The 24315-nt window shown below is 41.0% G+C and carries 23 protein-coding genes; 9 read left to right on the plus strand and 14 right to left on the minus strand.

The features are described from left to right. Positions 1-169: 169 nt before the first annotated feature. Entirely contained in the window at positions 170-1630 is a 1461-nt protein-coding gene (locus tag GTQ43_RS14120) for an ammonium transporter (protein ID WP_265273226.1), read from the plus strand. A 524-nt stretch (positions 1631-2154) separates the two neighbouring features. After that, positions 2155-2610 carry a DUF2141 domain-containing protein gene (locus tag GTQ43_RS14125; protein ID WP_265273227.1) on the plus strand — a complete coding sequence of 152 codons (456 nt, stop codon included), beginning with the start codon at positions 2155-2157 and terminating at the stop codon, positions 2608-2610. A 2-nt stretch (positions 2611-2612) separates the two neighbouring features. Here the strand turns inward: GTQ43_RS14125 and GTQ43_RS14130 are convergent, their stop codons facing one another. The 4 genes from GTQ43_RS14130 to GTQ43_RS14145 all read right to left on the minus strand — a co-directional run bounded on the left by GTQ43_RS14130 (position 2613) and on the right by GTQ43_RS14145 (position 9124). Then, complete coding sequence (locus GTQ43_RS14130; protein WP_265273766.1) at positions 2613-3752, minus strand: peptidoglycan-binding protein; 1140 nt, start codon at positions 3750-3752, stop codon at positions 2613-2615. A gap of 113 nt (positions 3753-3865) precedes the next feature. Then, positions 3866-4933 carry a DMT family transporter gene (locus tag GTQ43_RS14135; protein ID WP_265273768.1) on the minus strand — a complete coding sequence of 356 codons (1068 nt, stop codon included), beginning with the start codon at positions 4931-4933 and terminating at the stop codon, positions 3866-3868. A gap of 292 nt (positions 4934-5225) precedes the next feature. Beyond that, positions 5226-6632, minus strand: coding sequence for a S8 family peptidase (locus tag GTQ43_RS14140; protein ID WP_265273228.1), 1407 nt, complete (start codon positions 6630-6632; stop codon positions 5226-5228). 842 nt (positions 6633-7474) lie between these two features. Next, the gene (locus GTQ43_RS14145) at positions 7475-9124 is read right to left on the minus strand and encodes a Ppx/GppA phosphatase family protein (RefSeq protein WP_265273229.1); all 1650 of its coding nucleotides are present in this window, start codon (positions 9122-9124) and stop codon (positions 7475-7477) included. Positions 9125-9465: 341 nt separating this feature from the next. On the opposite strand from GTQ43_RS14145, the gene GTQ43_RS14150 reads away from it, so the two are divergent. Both GTQ43_RS14150 and GTQ43_RS14155 read left to right on the plus strand, forming a co-directional pair. Beyond that, positions 9466-10347 carry a 4-hydroxybenzoate solanesyltransferase gene (locus GTQ43_RS14150; protein ID WP_265273230.1) on the plus strand — a complete coding sequence of 294 codons (882 nt, stop codon included), beginning with the start codon at positions 9466-9468 and terminating at the stop codon, positions 10345-10347. A gap of 37 nt (positions 10348-10384) precedes the next feature. Continuing rightward, on the plus strand, positions 10385-11155 hold the full coding sequence (locus tag GTQ43_RS14155; protein WP_265273231.1) for a DsbA family protein: 771 nt from the start codon (positions 10385-10387) through the stop codon (positions 11153-11155). A gap of 252 nt (positions 11156-11407) precedes the next feature. Here GTQ43_RS14155 and GTQ43_RS14160 read toward each other — a convergent pair whose 3' ends face one another. The 3 genes from GTQ43_RS14160 to GTQ43_RS14170 form a co-directional block, all read right to left on the minus strand. Then, positions 11408-11845, minus strand: coding sequence for an acyl-CoA thioesterase (locus GTQ43_RS14160; protein WP_265273232.1), 438 nt, complete (start codon positions 11843-11845; stop codon positions 11408-11410). A 115-nt stretch (positions 11846-11960) separates the two neighbouring features. Then, the gene (locus GTQ43_RS14165; protein WP_265273233.1) at positions 11961-12350 is read right to left on the minus strand and encodes a tautomerase family protein; all 390 of its coding nucleotides are present in this window, start codon (positions 12348-12350) and stop codon (positions 11961-11963) included. 4 nt (positions 12351-12354) lie between these two features. Further along, entirely contained in the window at positions 12355-12942 is a 588-nt protein-coding gene (locus GTQ43_RS14170) for a TetR/AcrR family transcriptional regulator (protein WP_265273234.1), read from the minus strand. 949 nt (positions 12943-13891) lie between these two features. On the opposite strand from GTQ43_RS14170, the gene GTQ43_RS14175 reads away from it, so the two are divergent. Beyond that, on the plus strand, positions 13892-14689 hold the full coding sequence (locus GTQ43_RS14175; protein WP_265273769.1) for a sulfite exporter TauE/SafE family protein: 798 nt from the start codon (positions 13892-13894) through the stop codon (positions 14687-14689). Between the two features lie 163 nt (positions 14690-14852). Here GTQ43_RS14175 and GTQ43_RS14180 read toward each other — a convergent pair whose 3' ends face one another. Then, positions 14853-15515: a cadmium resistance transporter gene (locus GTQ43_RS14180; RefSeq protein ID WP_265273236.1), complete on the minus strand. Its 663-nt coding sequence runs from the start codon at positions 15513-15515 to the stop codon at positions 14853-14855. A 421-nt stretch (positions 15516-15936) separates the two neighbouring features. Here GTQ43_RS14180 and GTQ43_RS14185 point away from each other — a divergent pair, with 421 nt between their 5' ends. Next, a complete protein-coding gene (locus GTQ43_RS14185; protein WP_265273237.1) occupies positions 15937-16665 on the plus strand; it encodes a cadmium resistance transporter in 729 nt (242 codons plus the stop codon). Between the two features lie 79 nt (positions 16666-16744). On the opposite strand, the gene cysK is transcribed toward GTQ43_RS14185, so the two are convergent. Then, the gene (cysK, locus tag GTQ43_RS14190) at positions 16745-17707 is read right to left on the minus strand and encodes a cysteine synthase A (protein ID WP_265273238.1); all 963 of its coding nucleotides are present in this window, start codon (positions 17705-17707) and stop codon (positions 16745-16747) included. Positions 17708-17725: 18 nt separating this feature from the next. Beyond that, positions 17726-18208: an RrF2 family transcriptional regulator gene (locus tag GTQ43_RS14195; RefSeq protein WP_265273770.1), complete on the minus strand. Its 483-nt coding sequence runs from the start codon at positions 18206-18208 to the stop codon at positions 17726-17728. Positions 18209-18421: 213 nt separating this feature from the next. On the opposite strand from GTQ43_RS14195, the gene cysE reads away from it, so the two are divergent. Beyond that, entirely contained in the window at positions 18422-19150 is a 729-nt protein-coding gene (cysE, locus tag GTQ43_RS14200; protein ID WP_265273239.1) for a serine O-acetyltransferase, read from the plus strand. 145 nt (positions 19151-19295) lie between these two features. Then, a complete protein-coding gene (locus GTQ43_RS14205; protein ID WP_265273240.1) occupies positions 19296-19886 on the plus strand; it encodes a Crp/Fnr family transcriptional regulator in 591 nt (196 codons plus the stop codon). A 508-nt stretch (positions 19887-20394) separates the two neighbouring features. Here the strand turns inward: GTQ43_RS14205 and GTQ43_RS14210 are convergent. Beyond that, entirely contained in the window at positions 20395-21039 is a 645-nt protein-coding gene (locus GTQ43_RS14210; protein ID WP_265273241.1) for an NIL domain-containing protein, read from the minus strand. 800 nt (positions 21040-21839) lie between these two features. Between GTQ43_RS14210 and GTQ43_RS14215 the strand changes: the two genes are divergently transcribed. Further along, on the plus strand, positions 21840-22025 hold the full coding sequence (locus tag GTQ43_RS14215; protein ID WP_265273242.1) for a hypothetical protein: 186 nt from the start codon (positions 21840-21842) through the stop codon (positions 22023-22025). A 162-nt stretch (positions 22026-22187) separates the two neighbouring features. Here GTQ43_RS14215 and GTQ43_RS14220 read toward each other — a convergent pair whose 3' ends face one another. From GTQ43_RS14220 to cysT, 3 genes are all read right to left on the minus strand, one after another. Then, positions 22188-22454 carry an NIL domain-containing protein gene (locus tag GTQ43_RS14220; RefSeq protein ID WP_265273243.1) on the minus strand — a complete coding sequence of 89 codons (267 nt, stop codon included), beginning with the start codon at positions 22452-22454 and terminating at the stop codon, positions 22188-22190. Positions 22455-22541: 87 nt separating this feature from the next. Next, positions 22542-23417, minus strand: a complete 876-nt coding sequence (cysW, locus tag GTQ43_RS14225; RefSeq protein ID WP_265273244.1) for a sulfate ABC transporter permease subunit CysW — start codon at positions 23415-23417, stop codon at positions 22542-22544. After that, positions 23404-24264: a sulfate ABC transporter permease subunit CysT gene (gene cysT / locus GTQ43_RS14230; protein WP_414859099.1), complete on the minus strand. Its 861-nt coding sequence runs from the start codon at positions 24262-24264 to the stop codon at positions 23404-23406. The genes cysW and cysT overlap by 14 nt, the downstream gene beginning before the upstream one ends. Positions 24265-24315 lie beyond the last annotated feature (51 nt).

The raw sequence follows: 24315 nt of genomic DNA on the forward strand, positions 1-24315 counted from the left end.
AGAAAAAGTGTGTTCACAGGAAAATAAATAACTGACCCAGACAATGAGATAATTATTTCCCGAAAGTGTTGACTAAAAACCTTATTTGGTCAGCCTAATTAAATTAATTGATTTTGCGAAATCTGTTACCAACATCAATTACCGCTTTTCCAGCAGGAACAAATAACCAATGAATAAGCATATTCGACCTTGGCATCGCCTACTGGCGCTAGCGATCGCTTCAATGGTGTTTGCAGTTTTTGCCCCGACAATTGTCCAGGCGGCAGATCCTCCTACTGTTCAGTCTTTGTCTGAAACTACAACAAAATTGCAAATTTCCATTGATACTACCTGGGTATTAATCACCGGATTTTTAGTATTCTTCATGCAAACCGGCTTTGCAATGTTAGAAGCAGGTTTGATCCGCCAAAGAGGTGTAGTTAATGCCTTACTAGAAAACTTCATTGACGCTGCTGTAACTATCTTAGTGTGGTGGGGAATCGGCTTTGGGATTGCTTTTGGTACGAGTGCTGGCGGGTTAGTTGGCATAGATACCTTCTTCCTCAGTCAGCTACCTGGGGCTGATGGTAGTTATCCATTAGGTGCGCCAGGTTCTACAGCTGCCATCAATACCTATAGCTTGTTCTTCTTCCAGTTTGCCTTTGCTGCTACCGCCAGCACAATCACTACTGGTTCAATGGCTGGAAGAACCGACTTTATCGGCGACTTAATTTACAGCGCCATTATGGGAGCAATCAGCTACCCAATTATCGTTCACTGGGCTTGGAACTCTGGCGGCTGGTTAGCCAAATTGAGCTATCACGATTTCGCTGGTAGTTCTGTTGTTCACAGCGTTGGTGGCTGGACAGCGCTGGTAGGCGCATATTTACTTGGCCCCCGTCCTGGTCGTCCGGCTTGGGGAACCCTACCACCAGCACATAATTTAGGGCTAGCAACTCTGGGAACAATGATTTTGTGGTTTGGCTGGTACGGTTTCAACCCTGGTTCAACCCTCAGCACCGGGAATACGGGATTGATTGGTTTGGTAACAGTCAACACCACACTAGCAGCAGGAGCCGCTGCACTCTCGGCGATAATTTTCCAATATACCCGTACAGGTAAGTGGGATTTAGTTTATTGTCTGAATGGTTCACTAGCAGGATTAGTAGCAATTACAGCTCCTTGTGCTTATGTTGCACCTTGGGCTGCGGTTTTGATTGGGTTAACAGGTGGTATTTTGGTGACTCTGGGAGTGGATTTGATTGAGTCACTCCATATTGATGATCCGGTAGGAGCATTTGCCGTACATGGGATGAATGGCATGATGGGTACTCTCTCCGTCGGCTTCTTAGGTCAAGCAGAACTCACACTCAACAAAAAGGCAGGGTTGTTTTTAGGTGGTGGCTTCGACTTGCTAGGCGTACAACTTTTGGGTGTTGTGGCGATCGCAGTTTTCACTGTCGCCTTTACCTTTTTGATGTTCAGTGGTCTAAAAGCACTAGGACGCTTACGTGTCGATCACAGAGCCGATCGCATTGGCATCGATGCTTACGAACACGGTGCATCAGTATGGCCTGATGTTTATGCGATCGAAGCAAAAGAAACAAATCATAATCAGAACCCAGAAGTCGGAGCTTTCGATAGCGAATAGAGCCAAGAATTTAGCTCGCTATCTTTATTAGTATTCCTGTAAATGCTGCTTCTTGGATGAATTAATAGACCCAGTTTTATAAGTAGTAATGCAAAATTAAATATACATTTGTCATTGCGAATGGAGCAAAGCGGAATGAAGCATAAGTCCTTCGGACACGCTTCGCGAACGCAAGGTCTTGGGATTGCTTCGCTAGATTTCATTCCGTACCCTACGGGAAGGCTCCGCCTACGCAATGACATAAATATTTTTGCATACGCACTTAACTAATACGCTATGGCGGAAATTTACCTACTTTTAATAAGGGAATTTTATCCCAAGTCTGGTTAATTCAGATGTTAGTTGGATTTTCGCCAAGCTGTACTAGCAGGATAAAATTCGTGTCTCCTGCCTATACAGGTAAATCTAGATACAAAATATGGCGGGATGCTTGCAAGTATTGACTGAATAATGCCACGATAAATTTGCTGGATCTGAGTGAAAACTTAGTTTCAGCAAAATTTATTTTATCCTATAAAAATTTTATGCTTAAAGGATTGAGAGTTAATATACTACTATTGGCAGTTCTGGGAAATCTGGCATGGTCATTTAGTGCCAGGGCAAATTTTAACGGCAAACTCAGCGTCGAAATTGATGGCTTGAAGAATAAAGAAGGACAAGTGTGTGCCAGTGTATTTGCAAGTAGTGAGGGATTTCCTAGCGATCGCGATCGCGTCTTACAAAAGCAGTGTATCAAAATTACTGCCACTCCTTTAACCATTACCTTTGAGAACTTGAAAGCAGGTAGTTACGCCGTTGCTGTCTTCCACGATCAAAATAATGACCGCATTCTCAATAGTAATGCTTTTGGTATACCAAAAGAAGGCTTTGGATTTTCCAGAAATCCAGAAATTCGCACAGGCGCGCCCAAATTTAGCGAAGCAGCATTTTTGGTGGCTGGCCCAAATACTAATATCCAAATCCAGTTGAAATATTTTTAGGCTTATTCTTCTAAATCATCGCTTGAATCTTCCGGTAGACTTTGTTGTTCCGGCAAGCCACGCATTCGATTCATCTGAGTTAAAGCATATCGTGCTGTTGCTTGCACATCGGGATCTGGGTCATCTAACGCATGGCGCAACATCTGACTCATTTGACCCATCATGTCATAAACACGCGTCAAGTCACGAATCGCATTTTGCCGTACTTGTGGACTTTCATTTTGAATCGAAATTGCTAGAGCCCGGTTCATCGGTTTGAGTGTGCGGGTACTAATTTCCGCCAAAGCTGCCAAAATTAAACTGCTTTCTTGAGAGTCAGCACCAACCATTAGGTCAACCAGATGCTGAATTGCCCGCGAATCTCCCTGCTGTCCCAAATTCCAAATAGCTTTGCGTCGCTTCATTGGGTCAGGACTGCGTAAGTCTTGAATCAATTCGTCAACAATATTAAGTTTAGCAAGGCGGGAAGTTTTTTCTGGTAGCAGTAGTTGTGTGGTGAGTGGCGGCGTAGCTGTTTCTGGATTAGTTATAGTCTCTGGTGGAGGTGGTATCGTCGTTTCTTTGTTAGCTTCGCTCAAAATTTTAGTATTTGATATTTTGGAATTTTGCACTTGTTTAACCTGACGAAACCACTTTACCAGGTAAATAAGTGCGCCAACACTCCCAATAACTCCGATGGCAAATATTAACCACCAGACAAAACCTCTCTCAGTTGGCTGGGGTTTTGCAGTTGGCTTGGAAGTTGAAACAGGAGAGGCGACTATTGGATAGCTGGCAATCTGACTTTTGGCAACCAAAGCAGCTTGTAGTCTCGCCCTAGTCACCATACCAACAATGCCATCTACTTTTAAACCCTTTGCTTTCTGGAATTTAGCTACAGCGATTTCTGTACTGGCGTTGTACTGTCCATCGACCACGCCACTGTAGTATCCCAACTGCTTTAATTGTGTTTGTAATCTCTGCACATCCGATTTTCGACTACCATATCTCAAAACAGCCGGACTAGAATTATCTGTCGAACTAGCTTGTGCAAGTTCTAAAATTTTGGGTGCTAGGTTAGGTGTAGCTGCACTTGAGCGATTTGGGTAAAAACCCACACAAGAAAAACAGGTAAATATCAAAATTGCAAGGGCATTGGGCATTGGGAATTGGGAATTAGGAATTGGGAATTGGGAATTGGGCATTGGGCATTGGGCATTGGGCATTTATTATTCCCCTTGTCTCCCTCATCTCCCCCACTCCCATTTAAATATAATTATGGCAAAATTTCTGGCTTAGATTCTCTAACTGCTAGGCTTACAGGGTTCAATTTTTTAGCAGATGTTTCTAAAATTGGTTGCTGTATATTAGCTATTTCGCCAACAGTAATTGTGTCGTTTTTTCCTGCTAAAGTATCACGTTGGTTTATGAGATAGATGCTGATTAAAGTGAGGAAAACACCTACCCACTGCAACGGACTGAGGACTTCTGAAAGAAAGAGATTACCAAATAGTAAGGCAAATATGGGTGTAAGGAAGGTGAGGGAACTAAGACTGGTGAGACTACCACTAGAGGCAAAATAGAAAAATAACCCGTAAGCGATCGCACTGCCAAATACGGTAGCATAACCCAAAGCCACTAAATCAGATGCTCCCAAATTTTCCCACTGCTGGGATTCGACAACTGATGAAACTCCCCATAGTGGCAATCCGCCCAAAATCATGTGCCATCCCGTAGCGCTTACTGGGTCAGCGTGCCGACACACAAACCGAATCAACACTGTTCCCACAGCCATTGATAGCGCTGCTAATAGCATTAACCACTCACCACTAGCAAACAAATCTTGCCAGTTGCCAATTGTTATATTTACGCCTGAGTCGAGAAAATGTAAAATCCACTCATCAGGTAAACCAATTAAACTAATGCCTGTGACACCCAAGGCTAGCCCTAGCCATCCCCAAAAACCAATATGTTCTTGAAATAGCCACAATGACAGTAAGGCAACAGCCAAGGGTTGCGAGTCAATCATCACAGACCCTAATCCCGCACTGGTTCTGACTAATCCCTCTGCTAAAAAGCCTTGAAACAGTGTCCCATCCACTAGAGCAAATAAGGCAATCCACAGCCATGCAGCCCAACCCTTCGGCTGGGGTTTACCCATAAATGCGGCTGCTATCAGAATTAACATCCCTGCTGGTATCAGACGCACTCCCGCCATGAATAGCGGTGTGGTGTGGGGTATTACTCCTTTCATCGCTACCATTGCCGTCCCCCATAGGAAAAAAGGGGCAATTAACAAAAGAGAGGCGAAGGGAAGTCTAGATGCACTGAGTTTCAGTTGCATGGGTTTGCTGATGCCTTTGTTTAACAAGGACAAAAATTGCTTTACCCAATTTTACCTAATTATGTAGTTTTGCGATCGCCTAGTAGTCGGACAAGTTAACAATGCTTAGTTTGTAGTGAGCGCTTCAGCGCTCAAATCAAGGACTAAAGTCCTGACTACGAACTTATAAACAATACTTTCGCCAAACCAAAAAATGACTCGATTCGTAGGTTGGGTTGAGGCACGAAACCCAACAAATACCTTGGGTTTTGCCTTCCTGCGGGACGTTGTTCGCGTTCGCGTTCGCTCAATCTCAATTTTTCCAACGTTTGCTCAATACTGTTTCTTCAGATGTATCATTCATGACACCACTAATGTCATGATTTAGAGCATCGTCATAATAGTGAAATTGTGATGGAGCTTGATAACTGGTGATATTAGAGTTGATAGTTTGGCGATCGCTAAGAGAATTGACACCAAACTGCATCAAATTTGACTGTCCATCATTATTAGACTTTACTTGCAATTCATTTTGAATGATGGAAATGGATGGTGTTGAAGTAGCTGGTTGATGAGTGAATAGGTAACTAGAAGTGAGACTCTGAACTTCACTTGTGTAGCTTGAGGATTGTGTACTATTTCCTGCTGTACTTGTAACGATATCACGTATTTGGCTCTCAGTTAAATTGTGATTAGCACTAAGCATTAGAGCAACTACACCAGCAACGTAAGGGGAAGCCATAGATGTGCCGCTATAAGTAGCATACTGATTATTTGGTATGGAGGAATAGACATCAACGCCAGGAGCAGTAACGTAGCTAATTGGTTGTGTCCCAGATCGATTAGAGAAATCAGCCATCTGATTATTGCGATCGACTGCACCAACAGCAATTCCTGAAGTAGATGCATAGCTAGCGGGATAATCTGGCGATGAGGAACCATCATTACCAGCGGCCATTACAACAGTGACCCCTTTACCGCTAGCGTATTCAATGGCTGACTTGAGAATATCATCAGGAAAAACACTTCCCAGGCTGAGGTTAATTACATTAGCACCATTGTCTACAGCATAATGAATACCTTTAGAAATGGTAGTATCGTCACCTGAACCGGAACTATCGAGAACTTTCACTGGCATGATTTTAGCGTTGTAGGCAATGCCAGTCACACCATAATTATTATTTTCGCCAGCAATGATGCCAGAAACATGAGTACCATGACCATTATCGTCTAGGACGTTATTGTTGTTGTCAACAAAATTCCAGCCGTGGATATCATTAGCGTAGCCATTGCCATCATTATCTATACCGTTGCTGGCTTTTTCTTTGGGATTAGTCCAGATATTATCTTTTAAGTCTTGGTGATTATAGTCAACCCCAGTATCTAAAACAGCAACAACAACGCCTTTACCTGTATATCCATGCGCCCAAACTTCAGGGGCTTTGACGAGATCCGCTCCCCAATCATTTCCACCAAGGTTAGGAACATCTGCATAGGTAGTTTCACCATTTGCATTACTAACAGCTGCGGCGGCATTCACCAAGCCATAGCCGGAGGTTGAGTCATAGTTTCCAGTGCTAGAAGCATTAACAGTGCTACTGCTACCACTTAAACTTAAGTTATTTTGATTTAGACTTGTAAAAGTATTAGATGAAGAAATAGGATTTAAATTAAGTTGTTGATTTGATAGAGAATTATAAGTAAGCCGATCGATAGACATAAGTATTGAACTCCTCAAATAACAATTATTTTGTGACAACCAGAAAATTTAAAACCTTGATTAACAAAATATCTCAAGGTATTAATTATCTTGCTATAAGACTATTATTTGAGTTTTGAAATATCCGTAGCGTAACGCACCATCCCAAACTGAGGGCGTTACGAAGTTCCATCTAACACACCCTAATATTTTTCAAAAATCAAATATGATTCCTATATGTCAATAATTACTATGGAATGCAAGGACAAAATGCTAATTTGATTACAAATAAAGTAACCATTTGTAGGAGTTGTCATGTTAACGTGAAAAATAGGTATATTCCTCTTGAGATTGTTCACCCAGAGGTTGTATAGAAGCAGTTGCTCAAGCTCTCAGTCTTACCAATATTGATTTTGCTTTTCTAATCAAATAATTGGTACAAGATAAGTAAGTAGATGAGAATCAATCAAAGTATATTAACTAATGTAAAAAAAGTAGTCTCCGTGCTAACACAACGCCAGTGACCTTTTTTTTATTAAAAGTTAAAAATTGAGAATAATAATAATTTTTAATTAATTTGAGGTACAAGCCCCCCTGATAGCGCAGCATAAAGCCTACGGCATGGCTTCTCTACACATCTTTTCAGAAATCAAACCAGATTCCAATAATAAAGGACACCTAAGTTTTCCCGGCTTAGATATCCAATAGCAACATAACCTATATTAAATAGATAGTTAACTATATTCTAATTAATAATTTTTCTTTTTAAATGCTTCTTAGGTTAGTTTATAATCTCATCCTTCAGTAGGATGACAAGAATAGATAGTAAAAGTGCGTTAACGTAGTGTAACGCACCATACTTATTAAGATAAATTAGCAATGCTAAACTTTTCTAAATTAGCTACTAATTTTACTCCAAATTCTTCTTCAAACACTCCTTTTTTATAATCTAAACTCCAAAGCTCTAAAGCACATTCGTCATCAGCTTGTGAGGGAAAAATCAGCAAATTTACTTGTCGGAGTTGTTGATAATACTCACATTTAACGTGAGCGATCGCACCAATTTGTCTTCTATCTAATGCTACTGCCAATCTCAGAATTGCACTTAATTGACTGACCATTTGTCGCTGTTCTTTAGTCAGCAAACTCTGATAGATTTCATGTTTTTTCTTAGGCGGTGATTTGCGATGATAACGGGCTAAATTAGCAATGATTTCAATCTCAGTTTCTGTATAACCGAGTAATTCTCCATTGCGAATTAGGTAGTAAGAGTGCTTATGATGAGACGAATGGCTGATATAATGACCGCAATTGTGTAATATTGCAGCTGCCCATAGCAATTGTCGCTCGTCAGATCCCCAGTGGTGTAATGTACCTTGAGTTTGGTCAAATAAACTCTGGGCAAATTTGGCAACGCGATCGCTATATTCTAAGTTGATGTGGTATTTATTAGCAATTTTTAAAACATTCCGTTCCCGAACTGAACTTTGGTAGCGCAGCTTATCTTCAATTAAACCGTGGGACAACATCCAGTCTACGATTACACCTTCTCTCAGAGAACGTTCACAGACTGTAACCGATTCACTGCCCAAAAGGGTCATCGCTTCCTGTAATATCACTGCACCAGCAAGTATAACTTCAGACCGCTTCTCTGGCATCCCCGGAATATCAGCCTTTTCTAAGTTACTCAGTTTCCGCAAGCGATTTACCAACTCTTGCAAGTCTTTAAGACTAAACTGGTAGCCATTGAGAGTAGAAGGGATAACACCCGACTTTTCTCGTGCATGAATCATCGCCAGGGTTTCAATTGTGCCCGCTGTACCCACCAAACGGGGAGATTCCCCAAACTCGAAATTTGCTAGTACCTCATCTACAGAACGTTCTAACATCCCGCGTGCATAAGCTTGTAGATATTGAAACTCAGTGTTACTGATGGGATCGGTGGTAATTAACTCGCTAGTGAGTCGCACTGCACCAACTTTTGTACTGGTGAGAGTGCGCGGTTCGTGACTATCGCCCAAAATTAATTCTGTGGAACCACCGCCAATATCAACAATAATATGGGGTTGGTTGTGAAATTCCATCCCGGACAGCACGCCAAGGTAGATTCGTCGCGCTTCTTCTTGACCAGAAATCAAGTTAACCCTTAAATCCAACTCCTTCTCTACTCTGTGCAAAAAGTCTTGGCCATTGGGGGCTTCGCGCACGGCACTAGTTGCCACAGCAATGATTGTTTCAGCGTTGATAGTTTTGGCAACTTCTTGGAAGCGTCCTAAAGCAGCGATCGCTTTTTCAATGATCTCTGGCTTCAGTTCCCCAGTGGTAAGATTGCGATCGCCAAGTCTCACCGTTTCTTTTTCTCTGGCGATAATGCTAAAGGCTGGTAGCGTTGGGTCAATTTTGACCACTACCATGTGTAGAGAATTTGTTCCCAGATCAATGGCAGCAATAATCCGATGTTGCTTAGGTGGTTGAGTGGGAACACTCTCCCAGCTAGAAACTAAATTCTGCATCTATTTTTCTCTCTTTATAAGAAATGATGGCAATCGGTAGGATGTCGGGGTAGCTGGCACTGATATTTGTTGCAATACACTTACTCAAACTGAGTGCTGTTAGCGGTAGCGGGGCATTTAGCCCGTATTGAGTATATTCAAAAATACCCAACACTCAAGACTCAGTTTTGCCAAAGGCAACTGAGCTAAGTATATTCACCCTAATGCTTCTAACCCTAGTGACTATTTAAAGATATTTAAAGTTGCCATATTGGATGATGTTTTTACAAATAACAAATAACGTTATTGTATAGATGTAAAGATGTATGACTTCATCTATCTAAAGTTATTTGTTGATTTATATGTTAAGGATGCCAGAACGCCCCCAGGAACCAGTTTGGCTTGTAATTATCCGGCTTTTGCGCTGGCATAAACCAGAAGGACGGTTAATTTTAATGATTCCGGCCCTTTGGGCTGTATTTTTGGCAGCTTCTGGGAAACCGCCTTTACCACTGGTTGGTGTAATTATATTGGGTACTCTGGCCACGAGTGCAGCGGGGTGTGTAGTCAATGATTTGTGGGATCGGGATATCGATCCACAAGTAGAAAGAACACGCGATCGCCCCCTCGCTTCTCGCGCTTTGTCTGTGAAAGTTGGGATTGCCGTTGCGATCGTATCATTAATATGTGCAGCTATTCTGGCATTTTACCTTAATCCCCTGAGTTTCTGGTTATGTGTAGCAGCAGTTCCCGTAATTGTCCTTTATCCAGGCGCAAAGCGGGTGTTTGCTGTACCGCAACTCGTACTTTCCATCGCTTGGGGTTTTGGCGTATTGATTAGCTGGAGTGCAGTTACACAAACTATCTCACAACCAACTTGGCTACTTTGGGGCGCAACTGTACTGTGGACACTCGGATTTGATACAGTTTATGCCATGAGTGACAAGGAAGACGATCGCCGCATTGGAATTAACTCTAGCGCCCTATTTTTTGGGAATTATGCCCCTGTAGCTATTGGAATTTTCTTTGCGGGCACAATCTTGTTATTGGCTTGGTTAGGTACACTCATACATCTGCACTTAGCTTTCTGGATTAGTCTTGCAATTGCTACTATTGGATGGGTTTGGCAATCTCTGCGATTAAGACAGCTAGACTTACCTAATTCTGCTTATGGTGAGATGTTCCGGCAAAACGTTTGGATTGGTTTTATTTTACTGGCTGGGATGATTACTGGATCTTTTTAATAAATGAGTTAGACAACAAACATTTATGAGTTTTTGTATGGGTACATTGTTTAATTGGTTTAGTCCATTAATTCGGTATATGCGTACTTGGATAGCCATAAGTCTACTATTTTTAATAGTCACCTGGTCATTTCCTGCCCAAGCTGCTAGTCCCCTCGATCCACAACTAGAACAGCAAGTATTACAAATTATCCGCGAACATCCAGAGGCAATTATTGAATCTGTTCAAGCATATCAGCAGCTACAACAACAGAAAGTCAAACAAGCACAGCAAGCATTTTTGCAGGATTTAAAAACGAATCCTCAAACAGTAATTGGTGAGTCTCCCACCATCGGGTCAACTCAATCAAAAACTGTACTAATAGAATTTTCAGATTTCCAATGTCCCTATTGTGCTGAGGCGCATAAAACATTGAAACAATTGCTAGCAAAGTATCCAAATAAACTAAGATTAGTTTACAAGAATTTCCCGCTAGTTTCAATTCATGCTGAAGCAATGCCAGCAGCAACAGCAGCTTGGGCAGCATATCAACAGGGCAAATTTTGGGAATATCATGATGCGCTATTTACTAATCAAAAGCAACTAGGTCAGACTTTATATTTAGATATTGCTAAAAAATTGAAGCTAGATTTGGGTAAATTTAAACGCGATCTCACTCTTGCTACTCCCGCAATTATAAAAGATATCCAATTGGCAGAAAAATTGGCTGTTTCTGGCACACCCTTCTTTGTAATTAATAGTCCTACTTTTTTAGGAGTTGTACAGCTAGCAGATATCGAAAGCATATTGACTGGTGATAAGTTTTAAAATCCCTGGTAAATAGAAGTCGCGGCTACATAGATAAAACCCTCAGTAGGTTAAAAATATTGATTTTAACCCAAGGAAGCGGACTCCTATGTAGTAGCGAATTAATACTGTTCGGTTAAGGTAGGAGATGCGATAAATCGCCGTCTTTACAATAATCAGTCTTTCGTCTTGACGGCGATTTATCGCGGATTTGAAATCTATATATTTTCATCAAATAACCTTAACCAAAACGTATTGAGTAGCGAATTCTATTCACCCTAATACTTTTTGATTTTCTAAATATTTATTCTTTAATTCCTCTGGAATGGGAATAGGACGACTATTTTGTAAACTGACAAAAGCACCTTTTTGGCTAGCTACTGCTGCCAACTCATTGTTAGATAGAATTTCAGCTTGCACAGTCCACTTCAATCGTCCTAAATTACTCAGCCATAAATGTCCAATGACTCGATCAATAATTTTTATCGGACGTTTATATTCAATTTCAGTTCCAGCTATAACAGGTGCATATCCTTGCTCAATTTGTTGATTTAGGTGCCAATGTTCATCTAAAAACTTTAAGCGTAAATCCTCTAGCCATCTAATATACACAATATTACTCACGATTCCCATAAAATCAATGTCGTATGTTCTTACAGGAATTTCTAATACTACTTCTAATGGTCTATGCAAACTGTTATTTACTAGCATTATTTATCTTGGTTGGTATTTTAAAACCGATCGGTCTGTAAAAATCTAAAAAATTTTAGTCTTTTCAAGCAGGGGTAATTATTAATTGCCTAATAACCCATTACCCACAACAATTTCAAACTTCTAATTTGTAGTTTAAGGTTAACTCGTCGCCAGGTAAACCTCTAATACCCCAGTTAGATTTAGGCGTTTCAAAAATTGTGATTTCAATATCGTACATAGGAATGTTAAATTTTTCATTAATATTCTTAATCAGCAAGCGAAGCAAATCTTTTTTTGTTTCAACCGAACGTCCTTCAAACATACTAATTTCGATAACCAAATAATTGTCTGTTCTATCAGATGGATAGTAAAAATCTGATTTATCTAGTGGAAAAAAACGGTGAAATCTTTTTTCAGGAGTAAGCTGTAAGACATTTGTGAGGGAGGTATGGATAATATTTGATAGCTCCATTTTAATAGGATTTAATTTGTCTGCTAAAGCATATACCTTGATTTGTACCATGAATTTAAAGGTGAGTTTCCAAATATTGATTCAGGTGATTAATTACTCTGTGCATGTGAATTGAATCTCCATAAAGCTTACTCATCATTATGGCTCCTTCCAGCGTTGCAATTATAATACTAGCAATTTCATCAGCACTTACTTCAGGGTGAATTTCACCCTTTGCAATTCCTGTTTCAATAATTCGATGAATTAGATGTAGCCAAGAGTTCATCGCCTGTTGAGCGCGTTCCCGTAACGCCGGATGAGCATCATCACTCTCCACAGCAGTATTTAGCAGTGGACATCCTCCTTTGATAGGTGGATTTTCTGCAAAGCTACTAAATATCCCAATGATTGCTTGTAGGCGTTCTACTGCGTGGCGTTTGCTTCGCAGTGCAAATCTAGTATGCTGTTTGATGTGAGCGATCGCAAAATCAAAAGCTTGTAGTGCGAGATCGTCTTTACTTTGGAAATGATTGTAAATTCCTCCTTTTTGTAATCCAGTCACACGCATAATATCTGACATAGACGCTCCTGCATAACCCTTTTGGTTAAACAGTTCGGCTGCTTGGTGGAGAATTCTGCTTTTTGTTTCTTCGCCTTTGGACATTACAGCGATTTGTTAGAGTAGCGAGTGATGTAGTTTATTGAATTCAAAATTGCTGTAAATTAAATATTACCGACCGAACAGGTTGTTTCTATCATGACAGATGCTTGTGAGTCAAGTATTGTTTAAATGATTTTTCATTGTCCAGACAACGCAGAGTTCACCTGGTCATAAACGCCGTTAGTTTTGATGCTACTCTCTCCGTAGATAAGTAGTAATACAAAATTAAATATACATTTGTCATTGCGAATGGAGCGTACCCCGTAGGAGATCTTGCTACGCGGTAGCGTCTCGTAGAGATAGCGAAATGAAGCATAAGTCTTTCGGCGCTTCGCGAACGCGGGGGCTGGGATTGCAACTCTTGGAGACGCTGTTCGCGTTCGCTTCGCTCGCAATGACTGTAATTAATTCTGCATGGTTACTTAATGAGAATTTTGGTATCAGTAAAAATTTCCGTGGCAATCTTGGCAATTTGACCTTTGGCAACAGGATTTTGACTGGTTTGTAAAAAACAAAATTTTCCATAAGTGATTAGACTTGAGGTGTATCATCCAGAGAATATAGCGATATACAAAACGAATACGCTGGACGTTTGCTCGTGTTTACAAGTAAAATACGGTAAGGCGATGCACTTACCGGCTTTTATATGTAAAAATGCAGAAAAACCAGTTAGAAGTTGAGTTTAGCAAAGCAACTGACCCATAAGCAGTTATCAAAGTCTGTTTCAGCTAAATGCCAGTTGCCATGCTTCCAAAAACTTGCAGACTGGTTTTAAGTTATCCAGGAATCCTCTGCCCTAACTTCTAGCTTGATAATCCTTGTGTCACTCATCTTTTGAGAAACACAACAACTTGCCATGACTAGCTCTGTCTACCACTGGGCTGTAATTCGGCTGAGTTGTTTGTTCTCTACCAGTGAAGCTCTAGCTGACTTTCTGAAACCCCCAAAGAGTATGCACTATTTATTACTACCGTTCTTAAGCTTCTTTGTTGGCATCATAGTTGGTTTGACGGGAATTGGCGGAGCCTCTCTCATTACTCCAATGTTGATTTTTGTTTTTCAGGTTCCGCCTTCCATCGCTGTGAGTTCTGATGTTGTAGCTGCCACATTAATGAAGATTGTTGGTAGCGTCAAGCATTGGGAACAGCAAACCTTGGACACAGAAGTTGTCAAATGGCTAGCATTAGGGAGTGTTCCCGGCTCACTGTTTGGGGTGGGGATTTTGCACTTTCTTAAAAGTACAGGCGAGTATAACCTGGATAACATTTTGCTGCGTCTACTTGGCGTGATGATTTTGTTAGTCACAGTGTTAGCACTAGTACAATTGTTGTTATTGACTTTTTTCCCCACATTTAATTTACCCGAACTGCCAAAATTAGACTTAGAAACTAACTTTGGCCGCTTCCTAACAATCAGTTTAGGAGCAATTTTAGGCTGTTTCGTCGGTCTAACTAGCGTCTCATCAGGTTCAATGTTTGCTCTAGTACTGATTGGGTTTTTTCGCCTTGATGCACGCAAGTTAGTGGGTACTGATATTTCCCACGCAGCAATTTTACTGTTCTTTACAGCCCTTGGTCATCTCAGCCTGGGAACAGTTGATTGGAGTTTGGTAATACCTATCTGGCTAGGTTCTGTGCCGGGAGTTTTGCTAGGGGCTAAAATCTGCCAAGTCGCTCCCCAGAGACCACTACGGTTTATTATTTACGCAATTTTGATGATGGTGAGTTGGAAATTAGTCCATCAGGTTTGACACAAAGTTTTACTTTGTAGTGGAAGCTTTTTGACAGTTTGGTTGTAAAAATTTTTTGCCACTCCCTGCCTCTCCAAAAAGACGATTTCTAGACCAAATTTTAGACTTCAGATTGAGATTTTCTGGTTCAATCCCAAATCTAGTATTAAAAATCCAGCATTGATTAACTTCTCAGCCAAGGTAGTAGAGTGAATGTACCTCGTTCATACATAATCAATATACCTAAGCCAATTAACACAAAAGGTACAGCAGCTTGACCATAGCGACTTAAAATATCAGCAATGGTAGGTTGACGACTGAAAGAATAAGCGATCGCACACCAAACCCCTACCATCACAAAAAATATACCTAAAATTACCCCCAAGCCAGCAAGGTCATGACCAGCAAACAAAGGGATATATATACTAATATTGTCACCACCATTAGCGATCGTTACTGCTGCCACTTTATAGGTTTGGCGGTGCAAAACACTCAAAATAAAAGACAATACCGGGTTAGTAGATGTGGGCTGGTTAAAATCACTGCTGACTGTCTGAACTGTTATGGTATCTTCTTCTCTATATACTAAGTGGTGAATACCAATACCAATTGGTAGTAGTCCTAGCAATCCTATCCATTCTCGCTGTATGACCAATCCACCAAAAAATCCTGGTAAGCTAGCGATGATAATGGCTACAAAACCCAGATATTGACCAAGTATGATATGCCGCCGTCGAAAAGTACCATTTACCTGGGAAAAAAATATTAACAAGATAATGATGTCATCTATGTTAGTGGCTATGAAGGCAATTATCCCTTCACTGAAGACTGTCCCTAACTTACTCATGCTGGATTTTTAGAACCTACGATTTACCACCATACCAAATTAACTAATTCGTAATTCGTAATTATAGGCCAATACACTTGGATTAAGCGTTTTTTTCTTCTCTCTGTGTACTCTGCACGGCAGTTGCTTCAAGTCGGGCAAAGCCGCCCAACGCACTGCCTCGTCTCTGTGGTTCGTTAAAAAAACTGACTTTAATAAAGAGTTTTAGCCTTAACTGAACCGTATTGAATTATAAGCGAAACACTCGTGCATAATTTTCAATTGGGTGGTCTTGAATTAATTCGGTATTTAAATCACAATTATATTAGCGAGTCTTCGTCACTATACTAGACAAAAAGCTCTACACAGCGTCTTGTAAAGTTAATTATTTTAGACTAATAGCACAATTAAATCTTAAAATTGTTTATATTTATCATAAAATATGAACGAGTTAATTACTGCAATTACTACAGGGGCAATTGCATTCATTGCCACTAATATTGATGATATTGTAATTTTATTATTGTTTTTTTCTCAAATAAATGCTAGCCTTCGTACCAGGCATATAGTTATCGGTCAGTTTCTAGGTTTTACGGTTCTATTAATCCTTAGTCTTCCTGGTTTATTTGGTGGGTTAGTTTTATCCAAAAACTGGATTGGATTACTTGGGTTATTACCTATATCTATAGGTATTAGTAGTTTGGTGAATCAGGAAGAAGATTCATCAAAAGAAGTTGTCGCTGAAACAGAAGAAACTGAAGCATCAATAATTACGAGTTTTTTTTCTTCGCAAGTTTATAGCGTGGCAGCCGTTACCATTGCCAATGGTAGCGATAATATTAGTGTTTATGTACCTTTATTTGCTAGCAGCAACTTAGAGAATTTTGTAGTAATTATCGGATTATTTTTTATATTATTAGGAATTTGGTGCTACGCTGCATACAAATTAACTAAGTACAGAGTAATTGCTGATATCTTGACTCGTTATGTTAATAATTTTGTACCTTTTATTCTTATAGGATTAGGCGCTTTCATTATATTAGAAAGTCAAGCTTTGAGCTTAATAAAGCTAGCTGCTAGTTGTTTCTGTTTGATGATTTTGGTGAAAAATCATCAAAGTACTGATGAAATTGGCGAAAATTCTAGTAGACATCTCCGAAAAAGAATGTAGAGACGTTGCATTGCAACGTCTCTACAACGAGATAATTTATTTTTTGTAAGTCCCTAAAATCTGAAATTGGTATGCGGAATCAAACTTTACTCAACCACTCATTCTCTTCTGGATCTTTGAATAGTGAGGTGCTGAGGTAGCGTTCGCCGAAGCTAGGCTGGATCATGACGATTAGCCGTCCGGCATTTTCTGGTCGTTGTGCTACTTGAATAGCTGCATATAAAGCAGCGCCAGTAGAAATCCCCGATAGCAATCCTTCTTCTTTGGCTAGACGACGGCTGTAAGCGATCGCTTGCTCGTCTGCTACCTGAATCACTTCATCCACCAGTTCTGAACGGTAAATCGCTGGGATAAATCCCGCGCCAATACCCTGAATTTTGTGAGGCCCTGATTTACCACCTGTTAATACTGGGCTGTTGCTGGGTTCAACTGCGATCGCTTGAAAACTTGGCTTCCGTCCTTTAATAACTTCTGCAACTCCCGTAATTGTCCCACCAGTACCCACTCCCGCCACCAGAATATCCACCTCTCCATCGGTATCATTCCAGATTTCTTCTGCGGTGGTTTCGGCGTGAATTTTCGGGTTGGCGGGGTTGCGGAATTGCTGCAACATATAAGCATTGGGCGTTTGAGCTACAATCTGCTCTGCATGAGCGATCGCTCCTCGCATCCCTTCTACCCCTGGCGTTAACTCTAATTGAGCGCCATAAGCTTTGAGCATGGATCGTCTTTCCTGGCTCATTGTGTCAGGCATTGTTAGAATAAGATGGTACCCCTTAGCGGCCGCCACCATCGCTAGGGCAATTCCTGTATTTCCAGAAGTCGGCTCTACTAAAACGGTTTTTCCGGGGTGAATCAAGCCAGCTTCTTCTGCCGCTTCCACCATACTCGCGCCAATCCGGTCTTTCACAGAAGATGCTGGATTCATGCTTTCTAGCTTCACCACAATCCGAGCAACCGCTCCTGAAGCTTGGGGAATTTTGTTTAATTGAACTAAAGGAGTCCGTCCGATTAACTCTGTGATATCTTTCGCTATCCGCATGTTACTACTCCGTCGTGTCTAAATATAATACATCGGACTTTGCTGTGCGCGAGTTTCTCTTTCCTCGCACATGTCTTGGAGTGTATAACGACCCAAAACTTCAATTGAAGCAGCGTTAGCTTGCTCCCAAACCTCATAAACCAGAGTCTTTTCTAGAGTCGGAGAGTCAGAAGTATCTTTCTCTTTCCGCTCACCTTCAACTAAAGTGACAATTTCCAACAGTGTAATCTGCCAAGGTTCACGAGCTAAAACAAAACCTCCCTTAGAGCCGCGTTGACTCTGCACCACACCCGCACGCCGGAGGTTGGTCAAAATTTGTTCCAGATAGCGTTCAGGTATGGGTTGTTTGGTAGTGATCTCGCTCATGGTTAAAGGAAGTTTTTTTCCGTGGTGGCTTGCCAGTTCTAAGAGTGCCAGCAGCGCGTATTCCACTTTGGAAGACAGATCCAAGAGAGCGTAGTTTTGGCTATTCAAGGCTGTACTCAATATACTACGGTGAATTGGGGGACTTATCGCGGTTTATGCGAAATTAATTTTTTCAAAGCGTGGAATGTGATAGCATCCCATTTATTACCCACAAAATCACTATATCCTATCGATTTACCGTAGATTGTTATCTGACAAAATTTCCATAAATAACTCAATCTTTTTGTGGGAATTATCCTGAGTTTCTGTTTTCAGAGCCTCACTTACCAACGAAAATCCCAACAGAGTATGCTACTAACTGATTTGCGAACCATTTTTGAGCGTGACCCAGCAGCCCGTAACTGGCTAGAAGTATTGTTCTGTTATCCTGGACTCCAAGCCTTAGTGTTTCATCGATTGGCGCACTGGCTGTATAAAATTGGAATTCCCTTTATACCTCGATTCATCTCTCATATTAGTAGGTTTTTAACCGGAATTGAAATCCATCCTGGGGCATTAATTGGCCAGGGTGTGTTTATCGATCACGGTATGGGAGTTGTGATTGGTGAAACTGCGATCGTGGGCGATCATGCCCTAATTTATCAAGGTGTTACCCTTGGCGGGACTGGGAAAGAAAGCGGTAAACGTCATCCAACTTTAGGCTCTCATGTAGTTGTGGGAGCGGGTGCAAAGGTATTGGGAAATATTCAAATTGGCGATCGCGTCCGTATTGGAGCCGGTTCTGTGGTGCTGCGGGATGTACCCAGTAATACAACCGTAGTTGGAATTCCAGGGCGTGTGACTCGTCAGAATAACTTGTCTACCAATATTCTGGATCATGATAAAGTCCGCGACGTAGAAGCTGAAGTCATCCGCGCTTTATTTGAACGCGTTAAGGCTCTAGAAAAAGAGTTCGAGCAGTTGCAAGAGAAATCAAGTTTTTCCCCAACTGAGCTTGGTAACGAACAAACTAACAACGCTAAGAACAATAATTCTGATGGGATGATTGAAGATTTTCTTGATGGTGCAGGAATTTAATTTTGGGCATTGGGGATTTATTATTCCCCTTGTCTCCCTTGTCTCCCCCTACTCGCCACTCCCTCTTTAAAATGCTCAGATGCTCTTAGAACCTGATATAAATATAATACTACGGTTAATTTATCGGATAAGAGTTTTATAAGATATGGTAGCTTTATATACTGATATATCAAGCGTAAGCAGTAATAATACTAAAGAAGTTTTTGCTCGTCGGTCATTTTTGCCAGAGCATCAAAATGGTCTCTGGAAGATTGAAACGGGTTTTGTTAGGACTTTTACCTATTTGGAGGATGGTACAACCGTCGCCCTTGGATTGTGGGGCCCTGGAGATATCGTTGGTAAGTATTTGTCAAAATTAGAACCTTATCAGATGGAATGCCTAACTAAAGTGGAGGCGACAATCTTACCTTTAGAGGAATGGACTCAACTAACAGAAACTTTACTTGCCCATATCCAACAGGCTCAAGAATTGATGGTTATTCGTAGCCATAAAAAAGTTGATACCATGCTGATCAAGCTGCTAGCATGGTTATCTAAAAAGTTTGGTTCGGAAGTTGAAAAGGGACGTTTAATAGATATGCGTCTGACTCACGAAGACTTGGCGGAAATGCTCGGTTCAACCCGTGTAACTATCACTCGCGTTCTTGGGCAGTTTGAGCAAGAAGGCTTGATTAATCGTCTCTCTCTACATAGAATTGTGCTGAAGGAAGAAGAAATTTGGTACTACGAAATTTAGATTATTTCAGTAAAAATAGCTATGACTATGGGCATAATTAATAATTACGCCACATATAAATTTGGTAGCTTAAAAAATAATTAATTAAATCATTATTGGCGGACAGAACAACTAAATCCTCGACTTCTTAAAAAAGTCGGGGATATAAGAGGATGTTTGAAAAGTCGTGATGGATATATCAAATATTCTTTTACCCCACCCTAACCCTCCCCGTATGTATTGGGGAGGGGACTTGATTTTCTTGTTTCCCGCCAATATATCCTACGGTGTACACACAAGTCTTTGAGAGTGGCCTCATAGGCTTTTGATCCCCCAACCCCCCGATAAATTGGGGGGCAAAAGTCTCTTAAAGTCCCCCAATTTATCGGGGGATTTAGGGGATCTCCAACGATTTTGGGTTTTTACAGAGATGTGTGTACACCGTAGCCAATACATCGGGGGGATTAAGGGTGGTAAAAATCATACCTAATATCATTTTTCAAACAACCTCTAAGCCTTGGGAATTGGGTTAGCGATCGCCATAAACGCTAGATAAATCTAGCCAAATCGGTAGCCCCAGTTTTTCTAAATAACTTAGGCTAGAGTAAAGTTGCTTGGTTCTCCCCCACAAATCTAAGTCAAACCAGCCGTCATCTTCCGTATCGGGTTTAAGTGTAGCACTGGTAATATTTACTGTGAGTCCATAACGAGAAACTAACTCAGAAATCACTGGCTCTTTGTAATAAGATTTTAAAACGCACACTTGTAGGCGCAATCGATTGGTTTGACCCAAAGAAATCCATTGCTGGAATTGTTCTTGCCATTGATTTGTTAGCCATGCAGAGTCTTTGGGACTCTGTTTGCTAGCTGGATTTGGGAAAGGTAAAGAGTGCTGGTTGGGTTGAATGTGGTTAGCGATCGCTAATTCCAGCAAATTCACTCCCAATCCCTGCAAGTAAGATAGACTATTTGTCAGTTTTTGGGGATTTCCCGAAAGTTCCAAATCAAACCAGCCATCGCTGTCACTATCGGATGTTAGGGATGCTGCTTTGATATTGACCGTTAAACCATAACGAGACACCAGTCGAGAAATTACAGGTTGCCTATGATACCTCTGAGGTACGAGAATGCGGCTGTACACTGAAGCAGGTTCTACAGAATTACTCTGAGACATCAGATTAATTCCCAATAGCGATGCCTACGGGGGTCTGTAACCTTACAATTTAACTGTGCTTGCTTGAATATTAGCCTTATAGACATTTTCATCTTTTTGGCTCTTCTTAAAATACGGTAACTCTATCGATTTAACGAGCTTGTTGTTATGTAAAGGAGAATCCCACAAAGATTGCCAAAAAGCAATAAGTAAAATCACGTAAATTATTGCTCATTTTACGTAGGGTAATTTGAGGTTTAGCCCTTTCAAGGTGACTCATAAAATCTATTGTTTTTTCAGCACTGCGCCAGTTGCTACAACGGGATGCAATACTGTTCGGTTAAGGCAAGAGACGCGATAAATCGCCGTATCTACGAAGGATTGATTATTGTAAAGACGGCGATTTATCGCGTCTTTGGGATCTATATATTCTCATCAAATAACCTTAACCGAACCGTATTGCAACGGGACGAACCCGCCTCCGGCGCTGGACTCACCGCAATGCACTGGCTTCTCTGTGCCTCAGTGCTTCATAAGTCAACTATAACTTGAGGTTAAAGCGGTTGATATTTCCATAAAGTCCATAAAAAATCTAACCCCTATCTGACGCGGGAAGAGAGAAATTCAGACGATTTTAATGGCAATTAGATAGTACATAAATTTGACATATTAATAACACAAAATTGACATCAACTAAATTAAACCTTTTAGAAAAAGTAGCAGTCTAAATTAATAAATCAATCCAGTTAAATTACTTAAAATTGATTCCCAAAGGATTTAACTGACTTAATACCAGATAGTTCAACAAAGGAAACATAGGTATGAAACGAATACTTGCAGGTGTCTTAGTTGCTTTACCACTGTTCATTGCTGCCATACCAAAACAGGCATCAGCATTAGTTATCGATCTTGGTGGGCATCATCATCATCAAAGATGGATTCCTGGGCATTGGGAGAGAATACATCACCATAATGTATGGATTCGCGGTCACTATGAACGTTGGTAATGAATTTAGCTAAGTTCACAATCATCTCTATCCAATAGTTTCTTTTATTAGATAGAGGTGGTAAATTACCATACTTTTAATCACAGCGTTTTTCATCTGTTTAAACCATAATCATCAGCAGGAGCGTACATTTAGCTGTGCGCTCCTACCATAATATAACCCTTACCAATCAGTTGCTTTAGTGTCATCCCACACCTCTAACTCCAAGTTATGGAGATAGGTTAGGGCGCTCTGAATTTGTGCTTCTGTTCCTTGTAATTCCAGGTCAAACCAACCATCGCCAACAGCGTTGGCTCCTAAAATGGCTGCGGTGATATTTACAGTCAGTCCATAATCAGACACCAGGCGAGAAATTACAGGTTCTTGGTGATAGTCCTTGGGAATTCTTAACCGAATCCGTTTATTGGTAAGTGTATTGTCACTAGCCATAATTGTCACCATCAAAGGGATTGGACATTGGAACTGGGCGTAAAAGAGCAGGGTGAAATAACCAATTTCCCATACCCTATATCTAACCTATTCAACATCTTTAATACGGGTTTTGCGTTCTAAAATCTCTTTCAGCACCAAGGTTACTACTGCTAGCAACCCTAATAGTACAGCCGCAGAAAAAGCAGCTTCTGTTTCGTATTGTTTGTAAGCATCTTCTACAAACAGTGGTAGGCTCTGGGTTTGGTCAGCAATGTTGCCAGATACTACCGAAACCGCTCCGAATTCACCCATTGCTCTAGCATTAGTCAAAATCAAACCGTAGAGTAAGCCCCAACGGATGCTAGGCAAGGTGACGCGCCAAAATATCTGCCAATCTTTTGCACCTAGAGTTCTAGCAGCTTCTTCTTGATCCTTACCAAACTCTTCTAAAACAGGAATCACTTCCCGCGCCACAAAGGGCATACTCACAAAGGCTGTAGCTAGTACCATACCGGGGAAGGCAAAGACAATCTTGATATCATGGGCTTGGAGCCAAGGGCCAAACCAGCCATTACGCCCGTAAAGTAGCACAATCATCAATCCTGCGACTACGGGCGAGATAGAAAAGGGAAGATCGATAATACTTAAGACTACCGCACGTCCAGGAAATTTATGACGAGCGATCGCCCAAGCTGCACATAGTCCAAATACTGTATTCAAGGGTAGAGAAATTACCGCTAGCAATAGTGTTAGCCAGGCGGCATGCAGAAAAGCTGGTCGTGTCAGATTGGACAGAAACGGCCCAACTCCCTTGCTGAAGGCTTGGACAAAAACGTTAATTGCCGGGATATATTGAACTAGAGCTAAATAAGCGATCGCTATACCAATTAAAACTATTGGCACCCAACTCTTTTGCTCTTTCGGCTTTGCTGTATCAGATACAGATGCAGATGAATGAAAACTTGGCTTATCTAGTGTCATATCGCCTTGCCCATGCTTGTAAGAAATTAATTGCCAACAGCAATACCAACGAAATTGATAGTAAAACTATGCCAATTACTGTCGCACCAGAATAGTCATACTGCTCTAACCGTTGGAAAATCAGCACAGGTGCGATTAAATCTTGATAGGGTGTATTAGAAGAGATAATTACGGTTGACCCATATTCTCCAACTGCACGGGAGAAACCCAAGGCAACACCAGTCAAAATTGTCGGAAATAAAGGTGGCAAAATCACTTTCCAAAAGGTCTGCCATTGAGAAGCACCCAGACACCAAGAAGCTTCTTCAATTTCATGTTCCATTTCTTGAAGCACGGGTTGCACAGTTCTCACGATAAAAGGTAGTGAGATAAATATCATTGCTACCGCTACTCCAGTGCGGGTAAAGGATACTTTAATTCCCAGTGGTGCTAGTAGCGAACCTATCCAACCTTTATCGCTGTAAACTGTTGCCAGGGTTAGCCCTGCTACTGATGTTGGTAGGGCAAAGGGTAAATCCACTGTGGCATCAATTAAGCGTTTTAACGGAAAGTCGTAACGAACTAGAACCCAAGCAATCAAAGTTCCAAATACGCCATTGAGCAAGGCTGCAAATATTGCTGTAAAAAAAGTTACATTATATGTTGCTAATGCAATATCACTGGTTGCGATCGCCCAAAATCTCGCCGGAGTTTCTGTACTTGCTTTCAGGAACATGGCAGCTATGGGGATAAACAACATCACCGTCAGATATCCAATGGTGATTCGCCAAGTCCAGGGAACCCGCCCCAATTTCTTCCAGAACGGTGTTTTGCGTTCAATTTCCACAGAAGTCCCTACAGTTGTCACGTCGCTTCGCTCCGAATTTAAAATTCAAAAATCAAAAAAAGTTTTTTGTCA

It is taken from the genome of Nostoc sp. KVJ3 (assembly GCF_026127265.1).
In the GTDB taxonomy this organism is placed as follows: domain Bacteria; phylum Cyanobacteriota; class Cyanobacteriia; order Cyanobacteriales; family Nostocaceae; genus Nostoc.

Bases quoted from the DNA above. Each gene is read 5' to 3' on its own strand.
- GTQ43_RS14120 (WP_265273226.1), top strand. From the start codon at position 170: ATGAATAAGCATATTCGACCTTGGCATCGCCTACTGGCGCTAGCGATC.
- GTQ43_RS14125 (WP_265273227.1), top strand. From the start codon at position 2,155: ATGCTTAAAGGATTGAGAGTTAATATACTACTATTGGCAGTTCTGGGA.
- GTQ43_RS14130 (WP_265273766.1), bottom strand. From the start codon at position 3,752: ATGCCCAATGCCCTTGCAATTTTGATATTTACCTGTTTTTCTTGTGTG.
- GTQ43_RS14135 (WP_265273768.1), bottom strand. From the start codon at position 4,933: ATGCAACTGAAACTCAGTGCATCTAGACTTCCCTTCGCCTCTCTTTTG.
- GTQ43_RS14140 (WP_265273228.1), bottom strand. From the start codon at position 6,632: ATGTCTATCGATCGGCTTACTTATAATTCTCTATCAAATCAACAACTT.
- GTQ43_RS14145 (WP_265273229.1), bottom strand. From the start codon at position 9,124: ATGCAGAATTTAGTTTCTAGCTGGGAGAGTGTTCCCACTCAACCACCT.
- GTQ43_RS14150 (WP_265273230.1), top strand. From the start codon at position 9,466: ATGTTAAGGATGCCAGAACGCCCCCAGGAACCAGTTTGGCTTGTAATT.
- GTQ43_RS14155 (WP_265273231.1), top strand. From the start codon at position 10,385: ATGGGTACATTGTTTAATTGGTTTAGTCCATTAATTCGGTATATGCGT.
- GTQ43_RS14160 (WP_265273232.1), bottom strand. From the start codon at position 11,845: ATGCTAGTAAATAACAGTTTGCATAGACCATTAGAAGTAGTATTAGAA.
- GTQ43_RS14165 (WP_265273233.1), bottom strand. From the start codon at position 12,350: ATGGTACAAATCAAGGTATATGCTTTAGCAGACAAATTAAATCCTATT.
- GTQ43_RS14170 (WP_265273234.1), bottom strand. From the start codon at position 12,942: ATGTCCAAAGGCGAAGAAACAAAAAGCAGAATTCTCCACCAAGCAGCC.
- GTQ43_RS14175 (WP_265273769.1), top strand. From the start codon at position 13,892: ATGCACTATTTATTACTACCGTTCTTAAGCTTCTTTGTTGGCATCATA.
- GTQ43_RS14180 (WP_265273236.1), bottom strand. From the start codon at position 15,515: ATGAGTAAGTTAGGGACAGTCTTCAGTGAAGGGATAATTGCCTTCATA.
- GTQ43_RS14185 (WP_265273237.1), top strand. From the start codon at position 15,937: ATGAACGAGTTAATTACTGCAATTACTACAGGGGCAATTGCATTCATT.
- cysK (WP_265273238.1), bottom strand. From the start codon at position 17,707: ATGCGGATAGCGAAAGATATCACAGAGTTAATCGGACGGACTCCTTTA.
- cysE (WP_265273239.1), top strand. From the start codon at position 18,422: ATGCTACTAACTGATTTGCGAACCATTTTTGAGCGTGACCCAGCAGCC.
- GTQ43_RS14205 (WP_265273240.1), top strand. From the start codon at position 19,296: ATGGTAGCTTTATATACTGATATATCAAGCGTAAGCAGTAATAATACT.
- GTQ43_RS14210 (WP_265273241.1), bottom strand. From the start codon at position 21,039: ATGTCTCAGAGTAATTCTGTAGAACCTGCTTCAGTGTACAGCCGCATT.
- GTQ43_RS14215 (WP_265273242.1), top strand. From the start codon at position 21,840: ATGAAACGAATACTTGCAGGTGTCTTAGTTGCTTTACCACTGTTCATT.
- GTQ43_RS14220 (WP_265273243.1), bottom strand. From the start codon at position 22,454: ATGGCTAGTGACAATACACTTACCAATAAACGGATTCGGTTAAGAATT.
- cysW (WP_265273244.1), bottom strand. From the start codon at position 23,417: ATGACACTAGATAAGCCAAGTTTTCATTCATCTGCATCTGTATCTGAT.